Raw genomic sequence first — 13,679 nt, 5'->3', positions numbered from 1 at the left:
TGACTAGGCTGAAATGAGCGACCTGACGTTCAACAAGATCGCTGGCGGCGTGCTGCTGACCGGCCTCGTTATTTTCGGTCTGCGGGAAGCGTCGGACATCGTCTTCAAGAAGCATGAAGTCGAGAAGGCCGGCTACGAGATCGCGGTCCAGGAAGAATCCGCCGGTGGCGCCGCCGCCGTCGACACGCCGCCCGACTGGGCCGCCGTCCTGACCCCGGCCAACGTGGCCGCCGGCGAGGCCGTCGCGGCCAAGTGCGCGGCCTGCCACAAGCTGGACGCCTCGAACGCCAACGCGACCGGCCCTGGCCTGTGGGACGTGCTGGGCCGCAAGCCCGCCGCTCACCCGGGCTTCAACTATTCGGGCGCGATGAAGGACTTCTCCGGCAAGACGCCGGTGTGGGACTACGACGCCCTGTACCTGTTCCTGAAGGCGCCCGGTAAGGACGTCCCCGGCACCAACATGACCTTCGTCGGTCTGAAGAAGCCGGAAGACCGGATCGCCATGATCGCCTACCTGCACAGCCTCGGCTCGAAGCTGCCGGTCCCGCCGCCGCGTCCGGCCGCCGCCGCGGCTCCGGCCGCTGAAGGCGCTGCCGCCGCTGACGCCGCCGCCCCGGGCGCCGCGGGTGGCACGACGGCTCCGGCCGCCGGCGCCGCCGCTGCTCCGGCCGCCCCGGCCGCTGGTGGCGCTGCTGCTCCGCCGAAGGCCTAAGGCTCTCGGAACACCAGGATCGAAGAAGCCCCGGAGGAAACTCCGGGGCTTTTTTCATGCTTGCTCGGGAATGGCCCGCCCGGAAACGACGGGCGGCGCGTCCAGGGCCTCGCGCAGGGCGGGCTGGCGCGAGCGGCTGACCGGCAAGGGCGCGCCTTCGCTCAGATGCAGCCGCCAGCGGTCGCCGTCGCGCTCCAGCCGCTGGACCTGGGCCAGGTTGGCGATCACGGACCGGTGGACGCGCAGGAAGCTGACGGGAAGCTGGCTCGCCATGCCGTCGAGGCGCGCGGCGTGCAGCAGGCTGCGGCCGCCGACCAGCCGCAGTTCGACATAGTCGTCGGCCCCCACCACGGCCAGGATCTCGGCGATCGGCACCAGTTCGACCCCGCGCGCCGAGGCCACGGTCAGGCGATCGGGGCGGCTGGCGGCGGCGGTCAGGGCGGCTTCACGGCCCCGGTCGTCGCGGCCCAGCCGCACCACCTCGACCATCAGCAGCGGCAGCACCAGGCCGGCGGCGAGCAGGAAGTAGGAGAAGTCGGCCAGCCACTCGGGGAACCCGAGGGCCAGCGCCAGGAACAGCGCCAGATAGGCCAGGGTGAGCCGCGCGCCGGGCCGCTTGCCGCGCACGCCCGCCGCGGCCGGCAGGGTGGCGATGGCCACGCCCAGGATCAGCGCCCAGACTGTCTTGATGTCGAACCCCGGAAGCAGGACCGTGGCGCCGACCACGGCCACGGCCAGACCGATCAGCAGGTTGCGCGCCTTGGGCAGGAAACGGGTGGCGGCATAGCTCACCAGCAGGATCGCGAAGGCGGCCGCCAGCGCCCAGATGGCGCTCATCCGCCACGCGTGCAGCGGATAGGGATAGTCGAACAGCGGCCGCAGGCTCTCGACGATGGCCTGCAGGGCCGCGACCCCGGCCATGCAGGCCAGCACCAGGCTGGACCCGGTGCGGCGCATGGCGTGGATGACCCCGAAACCGAAGGCCGCCGCCAGCAGGGCCCCGGCCGCCACGAAGGTGACGGCCAGCAGCGCGATCCGCTGCGGATAGGGATAGGGCAGGACGACGATGGCGCTCATTGGCCGGTCCAGGCGCAAGGTCCCGTGGAACGACGACAGGTGCAGCACCAGGGTGTTCGCGCCGGACCGCCAAGTGGCCTCGCGGATCGGAAAGGTCGCCTGGTAGCGTCCCGGGGCCTCTTCCCGCGCATCCGCGCCGGGGTGGCCGTTGGCGCCCAGGCGCTGGCCATTGAGCCAGGCCTCCGACGAGGCCGCGCCCGCCACATAGAGGGCGTGCTGGCGGGTGTCCTTCGGCGTGTCGATGGTCGAGCGGATCCAGAGCTCGCGGCCCTGAGGATCGACGAAATCCTGGATCGGCCGGCAGTCGCTCAGCACCGGGCCGTCCGGCCCCATCGCGCCGTGACAGGCCTGCCACGGCGTCTCGCGCGCCTGGGCCAGAGTCGTGAAGCCGGCCAGCAGCAGGCCGGTAAGCAAGGTTCGCCACATGGCCTCACCCTATAGGGCGCCATTCGCCGAGATGCGCCGCCATTCACCGACGATCGGGCGCCGTTGGCCGAAGCGGCGTGGCGGCCGGCGCGGCGGACGGCTCAGCTGTCGGCATGACCCACACCGCACTCAATCGCCGCGCCCTGCTCACCGCCGCCGGCCTGGCCTTCCCGACCCTGGCGCTCGCCCAGGCCCTTTCGCCTTCGGCCGCCGCGCCGGCGACGCAGCCCGGCGCCTTCCGCTTCAAGGGCTGGCAGGGCCAGGACACCGAGGCCGAGCGGGGCTTCTTCGAGGTCCCGGAAGATCGCCGCGATCCCAAGTCGCGGAAGATCCGGCTGAGCTATGTCCGGTTCGCCTCGACGGCGGCCAAGCCGGGGCCGCCGATCGTCTACCTGGCCGGCGGGCCGGGCGGCCTGGCGACACGAGCGGCGGGCGGACCGCGCTTCCCGATCTTCATGGCCCTGCGCGAAGTGGCCGACGTCATTGCCTTCGACCAGCGAGGTACGGGCCTGTCCAACGCCATCCCCGAGCGGCCGACCTCGACGCGCCCGCCGCCGGTGTTCACCGAGGCCGGACTGACCGCCTATTTCCGCCAGGACTTCCAGGAGGCCTGGGCCGACTGGACCAAGGCCGGCGTAGCCATGACCGGCTACAACACCGAACAGAACGCCGACGACATCGACGACCTGCGCCGCCACCTGGGCGCGGAGAAGGTCGATCTCTGGGGCATCAGCTATGGCACGCACCTGGCGCTGAGCATGCTCAAGCGGCACGGCGACCGGGTCGGCCGCGTGGCCCTGGCCAGCCTCGAGGGCCAGGACCAGACCGTGAAGCGGCCCTCGGCGGTCGACGCCCTCCTGCGCCAGGTGGACGGCCTGCTGGCCGCCGACCCGGCCGTCCGCGCGGCGATCCCCGACCTGCCGGCCCTGATGCGGCGGGTGCACGCCAAGCTGGAGGCCAACCCCATCACGATGACCGCCAAGCTGAACGGCGCGCCGGTCGACCTGCGGATCGGCGGCTTCGCCATCCAGCTGATGGCGGGCGGGCTGATCGCCAATCCGCAGACCCTGGTCATGCTGCCGGGCCTCTACCTGGCGCTCGACGCCGGCAAGACGGAGGTTCTGGCGCCGTTCATGGGCGAGTTCGCGGGCTTGCTCGGCATCGCCGGCATGCCCGAGGCCACGGACCTGGCGTCCGGGATCTCGCCGGGCCGGCTGGCCCTGGTACGCCGCGAGGCCAAGACCGCCGTGCTGGGCTCGGCGCTGAACTTCCCGATGCCGCAGCTGCTGGGCGTGGTCCCAGGCGCCGATCTGGGCGAGACCTTCCGGACGCCGCTGCGCATCGAGCATCCCGCCCTGCTGCTCGCCGGCACGCTGGACGGCCGCACGCCGATGGCCGAGCAGGACGAGGTGGCGGCCCAGTTCCGGCGCAAGTCGCGGGTGATCGTCGAGAACGCCGGCCACAACGTCTTCGAGGCCCATCCCGACGTCCAGGGCCTGCTGGTGAAGTTCTTCCGCGGCGAAACCGTGGCCGACATCCGGCTGAGCCTGCCGCCGCCGAAGTTCAAGCTGGCCTAGTCTCAGAGCTCGGCCAGGAAGCCGGCGAGCAGGGCGTCGAACCGTTCGGGCGCGTCGATGAACAGCGCGTGGCTGGCGTCCGGGACGATCTCGAACCGGCCCTTGGGCAACCGTCGCGCCATGTCGCGCTGGGCTTCCAGCTCGGGCGAGCGGGCGGCGGCGATCACCAGGGCGGGACGATCCAGCTTGGCGATGGCGTCGGTGCGGTCGGGGCCCAGCAGGTCGGACACCAGCATGGCCGCGCCGATGGCGGACGGGGTCTTCATGGCCTCGTCGACGATGGCGGTCATCTCGGCCGGCGGCGGCGGGCGCGAGATGATCGCTTCCAGCATGCCCTCGGTATAGGGGCGCGGGACGCGCTGGTAGAGGGCGACCATGTCCAGCGTCCGGGCGGCGGCCTCCGGCGCGGCCTTGACGCCCGCGCTGCCGGCGCTGATCGGCGCGTCGACCAGGACGGCGCCGGCCAGCCGGCCCGTTCCCTCCTGCCGGACGAAGGCCGCCAGGTCCTGCACGCCCTGCGACCACGCCACCAGCACCACCGATTTCAGCCCATAGGCGTCCAGCAGGGCCGCGAGGTCGCGCGCCCGCTGCTCGGGCGTCACGCCCTCGGCCGTGATGGTCGAGCCGCCCTGCGAGCGCGGGTCGAAGGCCACGACCAGCCGGTCCTTGGCCAGGGTGGCCATGTGCGGACGCCAGACGGCCTTGGTCACCCGCCAGCCGGTGACGAACACCACCGCCGGGCGACTGCTGGGCGCGCCCTGGGACACGGCCGCCAGGCGCACGCCGCCGCCGACCTCGACGAACCGGCTGGTCGGCGCCGCGACGGCCGTCCCGGCCACGCCGAGACTGATCAGCAGCACGGCCAGGAAAGGCGATCGCATGGCGGCCTCCTACTGGTGCCCGGCCTTGGCCCGCTGATAGGCCGGGCGCGCCTTGAGTCGGTCGAGATAGGCCTGCAGGCGCGGCGGGATCTCCTGGCCGACCGCGCCGATCCAGATGGCCAGGCCCGTCGCGACCGAGATGTCGGCCAGGGTCAGGCTGTCGCCGACCAGGAAGTCGCGGTCGCCGACCGTCTCGGCCAGCAGCTCCAGCAAGCCCTTGAGCCGGTATTCGCAAGCGACCACCGACCAGTTGCGCTTCTGGTCCTCGGGCGCGGCGAAGCGGGCGGCGATCAGCGGCGTCATCGAGGCCGACAGAGAGGCCTCGCCCAGCAGGGTGAACTGCAGGACCTTGGCGTAGCGCGGATCATCCGTCGCCGGCAGCAGGTCGGTCGGCCCGTACTTGCCGGCGACGTACAGCAGCATGGCGATCGACTCGCCGATCTCGACCTCGCCGTCCTGCAGGAAGGGCACGGTCCCGAACGGGTTCAGGGCGCGATACTCCGGGCTGGGCGGAAAGCCGACCGGGCTGAAGGCGTGGGCCAGGCCCATCTCCTCGCACAGCCAGGAGGTCCGCAGGCCGCGCGCGCCGCCGGGGAAGTCGTGGATCGTGATCATGCTCGAACCTCCTGGGCCGAGGCCCGATGACGGACGGCCAGCTTGCCGCCCAGCCAGACGCAAGGAATGGCCATGGCCGGCATAGAGAGGGCGTACCACAGGGGCCCGATCGCTTCGCCGCCCATGGAGCGCCAGGCGCCGATCCCCGCCAGGCCGGCGACGACGCCGATCCCCGCCAGGACCCAGGCGTGGCGCATGGGCAGGTCGGGCGCGAGACGGGCGGCGACATAACCGCCGGCCACGGTGAAGACGGCGCGATAGGCGAAGGCCAGGACGAACAGGCCTTCCGACATCCGCTGCGGGACGGGCGGATAGACGCCGGTCGCGTGCAGGATGGAGTCCACGACGGTCGAGGTCACGGCGGTCACCAGGAACCCGGCGACCACGGCCCCGACGCTGATCAGTCTGCGATGCATGAATTTCCCCCTCTCTGGTCACGCCCATCGGCGCGTCCAGCTCAATGGCCGGGCGATGGCCCGCACCGGCGACGCGACGGCGCACCACGGCGGCCCCGCCGTCTACCGCCCATGGTCAGCTATGCGACGATCCCGGCCAGACCCGCGACCAACCTCTCCGCTTGGCGTGGGTCAGCCGGCGATGCACGGCTTGTCCCCCTCGCTGGCGGCGCCCATGAGCGCGTCCAGCTTGCGCAGCTGGCTCTCGTTGCCGGCGCGAGCGCGCTCGGTCCAGGCGTCGTCGTGCATGGCGTCGAAGGTGATGGTCAGCTTGACCCCGGCCGCCGTGGCCGCCAGCTCCACGACCGTGTTGACGTCGTAGGGCGCGACGCCCGGCACGAAGTCGGTCAGGGTCTTGTAGGCCAGGCGATGGGTCGGCGAGACCTCGGTGTAGGTGATCTTGCACGGCGTCGGCAGCGGCATGTTCGACTGCCGCATGAAGGCCACCATCTCGGGCGTGACGGCGATCATCAGATAGTTCAGCTCGCCGCCGGGGCGCAGGTCCAGCGAGACGACGCTGACCTCGAACCCCTCCGGACCCCACCAGGACTCGATGCCGTCCTTGGTGGTCCACAGCGCCCAGGCCTCGTCCAGCGTGGCGGCGTAGGTGCGTTCGACGGAAAACTGGGCGCGAGCGCCCACGGTCGCGGTGCTCATTCGGAATCCTCTTTGGCGGCGGCCTCGGCGGCCGCTCGATTTCGCGCGAGAGCGGCGCCGAACCGATCCAGCCGCGCCTCCCAGTGTCGTCGGTAGCTTTCCACCCAGGCCTCCAGTTCATCGAAAGCCTCGCGGCGCAGCGAGTAGAGCCGCTTCTGGCCGTCGGGCCGCATCTGGACGATCCCGGCCTCGGTCAGGATGCGCAGGTGCCGCGAGACGCCCGACTGATGGATGTCCATCCGCTCGACGATGTCGCCGACGGCGCACTCCCCGGCCTTCATGGCCTCGACGATGCGAAAGCGGGTGGTGTCGCCCAGGGCCTGGAAGAGATTTATCTGCGTATCCATACATATACATTTTCATGCATATTTATGGCCGTCAAGGGGCGGAGTTCGACTTCACTGACAAGGTCAAGAACGCTTCAAAAACACTCCGTCATTCCCGCCCTTGTGGCGGGAACCCCTGGTTCAACTGACAAGTGAGGCGCATTGGCGGGCTGGCCCGCCACATCTCCGCACCAGCGGCGGACAGAGGGGTTCCCGCCACAAGGGCGGGAATGACGGGAGCTTTTGTGGGTTAGAACTGGCGCGGAACAGGCGTCCATTCAAACACGGCGGCGTAGAGGTCATCCCAGCGGGGATTGTCGCGCTCGATCAGATTGACCTTCCATTGGCGCGGCCAACGCTTGATCGATGTCTCTCGCTGGATCGCTTCGGTCATCAAGTCGAACTCCTCGTACCAGACGAGACGCTTAAGGCCGTATTTCCGAGTGAAACCTGAACCTCTCAGCTCGCGATGGTCCGTGACCCGCGTGATGAAGCGGCCCGTGACGCCGGTATAGATCGTGCCGCGGTAGTGGTCGGCCATCATGTAGACGGCGATCCAGGCTTCACGCGGCGCCATGGGCGGCTCTCCCGAAAGGGGAGAACAATATAAGAACAGCCTGGAACCGCTAGCTACACCTTTTCCCTACGACCGCCGCGCCATCCACAGCGCCGCGAGATCCGGCCAGGCCCCCTGCGACCCGTCCAGCTCGCGCAGGGCAAACCCGTGCGGAGCCTTGCCGAACACGTGGGCGTCCAGGTCCAGCCCCAGATCCCGCGCGGTCTTGATGTAGTTCAGGGCATGCTCGACCGGCACGGCCTGGTCGTGCAGGGCATAGGCCAGGAACGCCGGGCAGCGCGGCACGCTGTGGGGCTCGCTGGCCAGGCCGATCGGCCAGTCGTCGTAGAAGGCCTGCTTCTCCGGTGGCGGATAGTCGGGCTTGCCGGCCGGGGCCTTGTAGCGGCTGTGGTTGGCGTTGATCGGGCCGTAGGCGATCAGCAGGCCGGCCGGATCGACGCCCGACTGGCAGGCCAGCGCCCCGGCCAGGTGCCCGCCGGAGGACAGGCCCAGCAGGAACAGCGGCTTGTCGCGCGGGATGGACTTCACCGCCGCGACGCCGTCGGTCAGGGCGATATCCTTGGGCCAGACCCCGCCCGCGCCATCCCCCTGCCCCGGCAACCGGTGGACCAGCACATAGGCGTCGTAGTCGAGGCTGTTGAGCCACGCGGCGATCTGCGCGCCCTCGCGGTCGTACATCAGCCGCACATAGCCGCCGCCGGCGCAGACCAGCACCCGGCCGAGCGGCTTGGCGACGCGATAGGAATGGAGCTCGCCGCGCGAGATGGTGTCGACCGTGCGGTCGGGCCATTCGCCGTGCAGGACGTTGGCCGCGCCCGCGCCCAGCGGGATGATCTCGGGCTGGATCATCGCACCCGCCGGTAGCCGAGCGGCGCGCCGACGCCCGCCGCCTCGATGCGGGCGACCGCCTCAGCCAGGGGCTCGATGGCGGTGGCCATGTGGTGGGCGTTGGCGTGCAGGATGGTGTCGGCGTCCAGCAGGATGGCGACATGACCCTTCCAGAACACGAGGTCGCCGCGCTGGCGCTCGGCCTCGGCGATCTCGCCGAAGAAGCCGCGCTGCATGTCGGTGTCGCGCGGGCAGGCGCGGACGCAGGCATAGAGCGCCTGCTGCACCAGGCCCGAGCAATCCAGGCCCAGGCTCTCGCGGCCGCCCCACTGGTAGGGCGCGCCCAGGAAGCGCTCGGCGACGGCGACATAGTCCTTCTCGCCCCGGCCGATGGACGACAGGTGTTCCTCGATGAACCAGCCGGTCCCGGCGCCCTTGGCGAAGCGGCCCTCGCGGGCCTCGACGGTGATCAGGCTGTTGAGGCTGTAGAGGCCTTCGGGCCGCGACTTGATGTCGGGCTTGCTGAAAGCGTAGGTGCGGATCGCCTTGACCGCGTGGGTCGGCGGATGGCCCTGCGGGACCAGGGCCGACAGCTCGACAAAACCGACATAGCCGTCGCGCGGAGCCTGGCCCCAGGCGAAGCCGTCCTTCTCCTCCAGCACCCGGAAGACCTCGCCGAACAGCAGCTGGTCCCACTGCTCGGCATCGGACGCCGCCGAGGCGCGGATGGCCGCGGCGGGCACGGCGCAGACCATCACCTGGCTGGGCGCGTAGCGGGTAGACGGGGCCAGCCCCTCCAGGCGTTGGTCGGCCAGGTCGGGCCGGGCCAGGGTCACGCGGGTATCAAGCGTCATGCGAAACGGCCCTTGATCATGGCGAACGCGGCGCGGATCGCCTGCACCTCGCCCCCCACCGGGAATCCGGGACGACCCTTGGGGTTCCAGGCGAAGACGTCGAAGTGGGCCCAGGGTCCCACATCTTCACCGCTGGGCGCAAACCGCTGCAGGAACAAGGCCGCCGTGGTGGCGCCGGCCTGGGCCCAGCCGTCGGGATCGTTCTTCAGGTCGGCGATGTCGCTTTCCAGGGCGTCGCGATAGGCGTCCGTCAGGGGCAGGCGCCACAGCGGATCGGCGACGACCTTGGCGGCCACCTCGATCTGAGCGGCCAGCTTCTCGTCCGAGGTCCAGAACGGGATCACGAACGGCCCCAGGGCCACGCGCGCCGCGCCGGTCAGGGTGGCGAAGTCCAGGGTCAGGGCCGGCTTCAGTTCGGCGGCGCGGGTCAGGGCGTCGGCCAGGATCAGGCGGCCCTCGGCGTCGGTATTGCCCACCTCGACGGTCAGGCCCGCGCGGGTCTGCAGCACGTCGCCCGGCCGCATGGCGTCGCCGGCGATGGCGTTCTCGACCACCGGGGTCAGGATGACGAGGCGCACCGGCAGGGCGGCCTCCATGATCATCCGCCCCAGGGCCAGGGCGTGGGCGGCGCCGCCCATGTCCTTCTTCATCAGCCGCATGCCGGACGAGGGCTTGATGTCCAGGCCGCCGGTGTCGAACACCACGCCCTTGCCCACGAGGGCGACCAGCGGGTGCGAAGGATCGCCCCAGCTGACCTCGATCATCCGGGGTGCGCGGGCCTCGACGGCGGCGCGGCCCACGGCGTGGACGGCGGGGTAGTTCTGCAGCAGCAGGTCATCGCCGCGCACGACCGAGATCGTCGCGCCGTACTTGGCCGCGATCTCGCCGGCGATGGTCTCGATCTGCAACGGCCCCATGTCGTTGGCCGGGGTGTTGACCATGTCGCGGCACAGGGCGCAGGCGTGGGCCATGGCGGTGACGGCGGCGACGTCGACGCCCTTGGGCGCGACCAGGCGCGCGATCGGCTCGCCCTTCTTCTTGTAGCGGTCGAAACGGTAGGTCCCGAGCGCGAAGGCCAGCGCGACCTCAGCAGGATCAAGGCCTCGCGGCGGCTTGGTCAAGGCGTACTCGCCGGCCGGAAGCTTGCCGGCCAGGGTGCGAAACAGCGACAGATCAACGCGGCCGGCGCCCTGCCCCAGCAACACGCGCTCGATCGCACCGTTGGTTCCGGGAACCGCCAGCACCTGGCCGGTCTTGCCCGCGAACTTGTTGGCCTCGGCGTAAACCCTTATGGCCGCTCGCTTTTGCGCCAGGAAGGCCTCGACCTCGCCTTCCGCCAGCGGATGGACCGGGATCGCCTGCCCCTCGGCCTCGGCCAGGATCGGATGCGTCGCGTCGGTCATCGGCGGAACCCTTTAAAATTATGCTTAACGATTCCTTGAGAGCCGCGGCCGGACAATGGGCGCAACCTTTCGGAGACTCGTCTTCATGTGTCCCAAGCGCGCGCTCGTCGCAACCGTTCTCGCCCCGGCCGCCCTGCTGTTCGCGTCGTCGGCCTTCGCCGCCGACACGCCCAAGGCCGCGCCCGAAGCCGCTGCGCCGGCGCTGGTGAAGGCCTCGCCGCAGCAACGCGCCGAGGCTCGGCGCCTGGACCCGCTGGCCCGCGCGGCCTTCTGGGGCGGTGAGTTCGAGGTCGACGCCGCCGACGCCGAAGCCGGCGCGGGCCTGTCCCAGGCGCTGCGCCAGCTGGGCCGCAACGACGAGGCCGCCATGGCCGCCACCAAGGGCCTGGTCGCCCATCCCGACGACGCCTCGCTGCTGATGGAGCTGGCCCGGGCCCACGTGGCGCGCGGCCAGGGCTTCTACGCCATCGACCCGGCCCGCCGCGCCGCCGCGCTCAACGCCAAGGACTGGCGTCCGCTGACCCTGCTGGGCGTCGCCTACGAGCAGGCCGAGCGCGACGAGGAATCCGAGGCCGCCCATCGCCAGGCCATCGCCCTGGCGCCGAGCGAAGCCACCCCGCTGACCAACTACGCCATGCACCTGGCCGCCAAGGGCGACCTGCCCGGCGCCGAGGCCCAGCTGCGCCGCGCCATCGCCCTGCCCTCGGCCAATATCCAGGTGCGCCAGAACCTCGCCTTGGTGGTCGGCCTGCAAGGCCGCCTGCCGGAAGCCGAAAAGCTGGCCCGCGCCGACCTCCCGCCCGAGCTGGTGGCCAACAACCTGGCCTATCTCCGCGCGGCCGTCGGCCAGGCGGGCTCGGCGAGGAGCTGGGACGCGCTGAAGTCGGGCGGCGGGCAGTAGAGAACCCTCCCTTCTCCCCTTGCGGGAGAAGGTGGCCCGAAGGGCCGGATGAGGGGTCGAAAGCCCTGTCCGGTCGCGCCTGTACAACCCCTCACCCGACCCGCTTCGCGGGCCACCCTCTCCCGCAAGGGGAGAGGGAAGACCGTCCCTAACCCGCCAGCGCCTGGCTGATCACCTTCGAGGCGCGGGTGAACACGCCCAGCAGCGGACTGGCCACCACGTGTCTGAGGGTGAAGGCGAAGGCCGCCGCCAGCGCCAGAAGCAGCCCGGTCTCCATGGCCGCGCCGCCTTGCTCGGTCTCCGCGAAGGCGGCCGAGGTCTCCTTGAACTTGTCCACGCGCACTGTCCCAAAACGAAAACGCTGGGATCGTCGCGCGCAAGTCCGGCGCCAGGTCTCTACCGGGGCGTTAGTGCTTCCCGAACACGTCCTGGATCTTCATGATCGCCGGACCCATGATCACCAGGAACAGCACCGGCAGGAAGAACATGATCATCGGCACGGTCAGCTGAGCTGGCAGGGCCGCAGCCTTCTTCTCGGCGGCCGAGAGGCGCAGTTCGCGGTTTTCCTTGGCCATGACGCGCAGGGCCGTGCCCAGGGGCGTGCCGTAGCGTTCGGCCTGGATCATGGCGGTGGCCACCGACTTGATGCCGGGGTGATTGGTCCGGCGGGCCAGGTTCTCATAGGCCTGGCGGCGGTCGGGCAGGTACGACAGCTCGGCGGTGAGCAGCGACAGCTCCTCGGCCAGCTCCATCGACGAGGCGCCGACTTCCGAGCCGACCTTCTGGATGGCCGCCTCGATCGACATGCCGCTTTCCACGCAGATCAGCAGCAGGTCCAGGGCGTCCGGGAAGGCGGCCACGATCGACTCGCGGCGCTTCTGGGCGACGTTGGTGATGTAGACGTTCGGCGCGTAGTAGCCGATCGCCAGGGCCGCCACGCACGCGCACATCTTCTGGATGGGCAGCAGGCCAAAGCCGTTGATCACATAGAGATAGAACGCCACCACCGCGGCGAACACGAACGGCATGACGAAGCGGAAGAAGTAGAAGGTGGTCACCGGACGCGGGCCGCGGAAGCCGGCCTGGGCCAGCTTGTCGACGACCTTGGGATCCTCCAGCAGCTTCGACAGCTGCAGCCGGTCCACGACGTTCTTGTAGAGGCCTTCGTCCTGGTGGCGCAGCGAGCTGGCCGAGCCCATGCCCCCGCCGCGCGAGGCGATGTTCTGGCGCGAACGGCGGCGCAGCTCCTCGCGGCGGTTGGCGACCGACTTCAGCCGGCCTTCCAGGTTGCCGTTGCGCAGGGCCGGCGAGGCCAGGGTGATGATGGTCAGGAACACCACGAGGGCGATGAACGCCGTCAGGATGTTCGAGGGGTTGGTCAGGGTCTCGACGATACTCATGCGGCCCTCCCCCTAGAACTTGAAGTTGATCATCTTGCGCATCACCAGGATGCCCATGGTCATCCAGAACGCGCCGGCCATCAGCATCAGGTGGCCGCGCGGGTCGGTGAACATCGGCTTCATGTAGTCGGGTGAGGTCACGCTGATCAGGATGACGACGCCGGGCGGCAGGCAGCCGATGATGAAGGCCGAGGCGACGGCTTCAGCCGACAGCGCCTTGATCTTCTCCTTCATCAGCTTGCGCGCGCGCAGCACGGTGGAGAGGTTGCCCAGGGCTTCGGCCAGGTTACCGCCGGTCTTGGCCTGGATGGCCAGCACGATCGAGAAGAAGCGCAGCTCGTTGGTCGGCATGCGCTCGTACATCTTCTCCAGGGCCGCATCCATCGGCACGCCCATGGCGATATTCTCGGTCAGGACGCGGAATTCGCCGGCCAGCGGCTCGGGACATTCCTTGCCGATGATCTTCAGACAGTCGTGGACCGGCAGGCCCGACTTGATGCCGCGCACGATGATGTCGACGGCGTCGGAGAAGGCCTCGGTGAACTTGTGGGTCCGCCCCTTGGACAGGAAGCCCAGCACCCAACGCGGCAGACCGGCGCCGGCGGCGAAACCCGCCCCCAGGGCGACCAGCGGCATCTGCTGCAGCAGCAGCATGATCACGGCCACGAACAGGCCCAGCACGCCGCTGATGATCCAGAACATCCTGACGTTCGGCCCAAGGCCGGCGGCCTGCATGCGCGCGGCGATGCTCAGCGAGGCCTTCTTCTGCTTGCGTTCCTGGTCCTTCAGGGCCTTGAGGATCGACTGGCGTCGGGCCTCGGGCGTGTTGGCGGCCGCCTTGGCGCGGACGCTGGCCAGGCGTTCGCCGCCGCCCGCGATCAGCTGGGCGCGCTTGGCCGCCTTGGCCGAGGCGCCGTCGCCGCCCGCGAAGGCGAAACCGAGGCCCGCGATGGTGATGAAGCCCAGGATCCCGGCCAGGATGAACAGCAT

General features: G+C 70.2%; 16 protein-coding genes. 3 read left to right on the top strand and 13 right to left on the bottom strand.

Features of this window, described 5'->3' with window-relative positions; all coding sequences use genetic code 11:
- Positions 1-13: 13 nt before the first annotated feature.
- Positions 14-712 carry a c-type cytochrome gene (locus AC07NN_RS03745; protein ID WP_494637787.1) on the top strand — a complete coding sequence of 233 codons (699 nt, stop codon included), beginning with the start codon at positions 14-16 and terminating at the stop codon, positions 710-712.
- Between the two features lie 54 nt (positions 713-766).
- Here the strand turns inward: AC07NN_RS03745 and AC07NN_RS03740 are convergent, their stop codons facing one another.
- Positions 767-2,215, bottom strand: coding sequence for a LytR/AlgR family response regulator transcription factor (locus tag AC07NN_RS03740; protein WP_494637786.1), 1,449 nt, complete (start codon positions 2,213-2,215; stop codon positions 767-769).
- A 77-nt stretch (positions 2,216-2,292) separates the two neighbouring features.
- Between AC07NN_RS03740 and AC07NN_RS03735 the strand changes: the two genes are divergently transcribed.
- A complete protein-coding gene (locus AC07NN_RS03735) occupies positions 2,293-3,792 on the top strand; it encodes an alpha/beta hydrolase (RefSeq protein WP_494637785.1) in 1,500 nt (499 codons plus the stop codon).
- 2 nt (positions 3,793-3,794) lie between these two features.
- Here AC07NN_RS03735 and AC07NN_RS03730 read toward each other — a convergent pair whose 3' ends face one another.
- The 9 genes from AC07NN_RS03730 to AC07NN_RS03690 all read right to left on the bottom strand — a co-directional run bounded on the left by AC07NN_RS03730 (position 3,795) and on the right by AC07NN_RS03690 (position 10,388).
- Entirely contained in the window at positions 3,795-4,673 is an 879-nt protein-coding gene (locus AC07NN_RS03730) for an alpha/beta fold hydrolase (protein WP_494637784.1), read from the bottom strand.
- Between the two features lie 9 nt (positions 4,674-4,682).
- A complete protein-coding gene (locus AC07NN_RS03725) occupies positions 4,683-5,288 on the bottom strand; it encodes a glutathione S-transferase family protein (RefSeq protein WP_494637783.1) in 606 nt (201 codons plus the stop codon).
- The gene (locus AC07NN_RS03720; protein ID WP_494637782.1) at positions 5,285-5,704 is read right to left on the bottom strand and encodes a hypothetical protein; all 420 of its coding nucleotides are present in this window, start codon (positions 5,702-5,704) and stop codon (positions 5,285-5,287) included. The genes AC07NN_RS03725 and AC07NN_RS03720 overlap by 4 nt, the downstream gene beginning before the upstream one ends.
- Before the next feature lie 171 nt (positions 5,705-5,875).
- Positions 5,876-6,400, bottom strand: a complete 525-nt coding sequence (locus tag AC07NN_RS03715) for an SRPBCC family protein (RefSeq protein WP_494637781.1) — start codon at positions 6,398-6,400, stop codon at positions 5,876-5,878.
- The gene (locus AC07NN_RS03710) at positions 6,397-6,747 is read right to left on the bottom strand and encodes an ArsR/SmtB family transcription factor (protein ID WP_494637780.1); all 351 of its coding nucleotides are present in this window, start codon (positions 6,745-6,747) and stop codon (positions 6,397-6,399) included. The genes AC07NN_RS03715 and AC07NN_RS03710 overlap by 4 nt, the downstream gene beginning before the upstream one ends.
- A gap of 229 nt (positions 6,748-6,976) precedes the next feature.
- A complete protein-coding gene (locus AC07NN_RS03705) occupies positions 6,977-7,303 on the bottom strand; it encodes a GIY-YIG nuclease family protein (RefSeq protein WP_494637779.1) in 327 nt (108 codons plus the stop codon).
- Positions 7,304-7,369: 66 nt separating this feature from the next.
- A complete protein-coding gene (locus AC07NN_RS03700) occupies positions 7,370-8,152 on the bottom strand; it encodes an alpha/beta hydrolase (protein WP_494637778.1) in 783 nt (260 codons plus the stop codon).
- On the bottom strand, positions 8,149-8,985 hold the full coding sequence (locus AC07NN_RS03695; protein WP_494637777.1) for a C40 family peptidase: 837 nt from the start codon (positions 8,983-8,985) through the stop codon (positions 8,149-8,151). The genes AC07NN_RS03700 and AC07NN_RS03695 overlap by 4 nt, the downstream gene beginning before the upstream one ends.
- The gene (locus AC07NN_RS03690; RefSeq protein ID WP_494637776.1) at positions 8,982-10,388 is read right to left on the bottom strand and encodes a leucyl aminopeptidase family protein; all 1,407 of its coding nucleotides are present in this window, start codon (positions 10,386-10,388) and stop codon (positions 8,982-8,984) included. Before AC07NN_RS03690 ends, AC07NN_RS03695 begins: the two co-directional genes overlap by 4 nt.
- An 85-nt stretch (positions 10,389-10,473) precedes the next feature.
- Here AC07NN_RS03690 and AC07NN_RS03685 point away from each other — a divergent pair, with 85 nt between their 5' ends.
- Entirely contained in the window at positions 10,474-11,289 is an 816-nt protein-coding gene (locus AC07NN_RS03685) for a tetratricopeptide repeat protein (protein ID WP_494637775.1), read from the top strand.
- Between the two features lie 148 nt (positions 11,290-11,437).
- Here AC07NN_RS03685 and AC07NN_RS03680 read toward each other — a convergent pair whose 3' ends face one another.
- From AC07NN_RS03680 to AC07NN_RS03670, 3 genes are all read right to left on the bottom strand, one after another.
- The gene (locus AC07NN_RS03680; protein WP_494637774.1) at positions 11,438-11,626 is read right to left on the bottom strand and encodes a hypothetical protein; all 189 of its coding nucleotides are present in this window, start codon (positions 11,624-11,626) and stop codon (positions 11,438-11,440) included.
- Positions 11,627-11,696: 70 nt separating this feature from the next.
- Entirely contained in the window at positions 11,697-12,689 is a 993-nt protein-coding gene (locus AC07NN_RS03675; protein WP_494637773.1) for a type II secretion system F family protein, read from the bottom strand.
- A gap of 12 nt (positions 12,690-12,701) precedes the next feature.
- The gene (locus AC07NN_RS03670; protein ID WP_494637772.1) at positions 12,702-13,679 is read right to left on the bottom strand and encodes a type II secretion system F family protein; all 978 of its coding nucleotides are present in this window, start codon (positions 13,677-13,679) and stop codon (positions 12,702-12,704) included.

The sequence above is a fragment of the Caulobacter sp. GW821-FHT09H08 genome, from assembly GCF_059415885.1.
The sequence above is the reverse complement of the archived record's forward strand: the minus strand, read 5'-3'. Positions and strand labels throughout refer to the sequence as shown.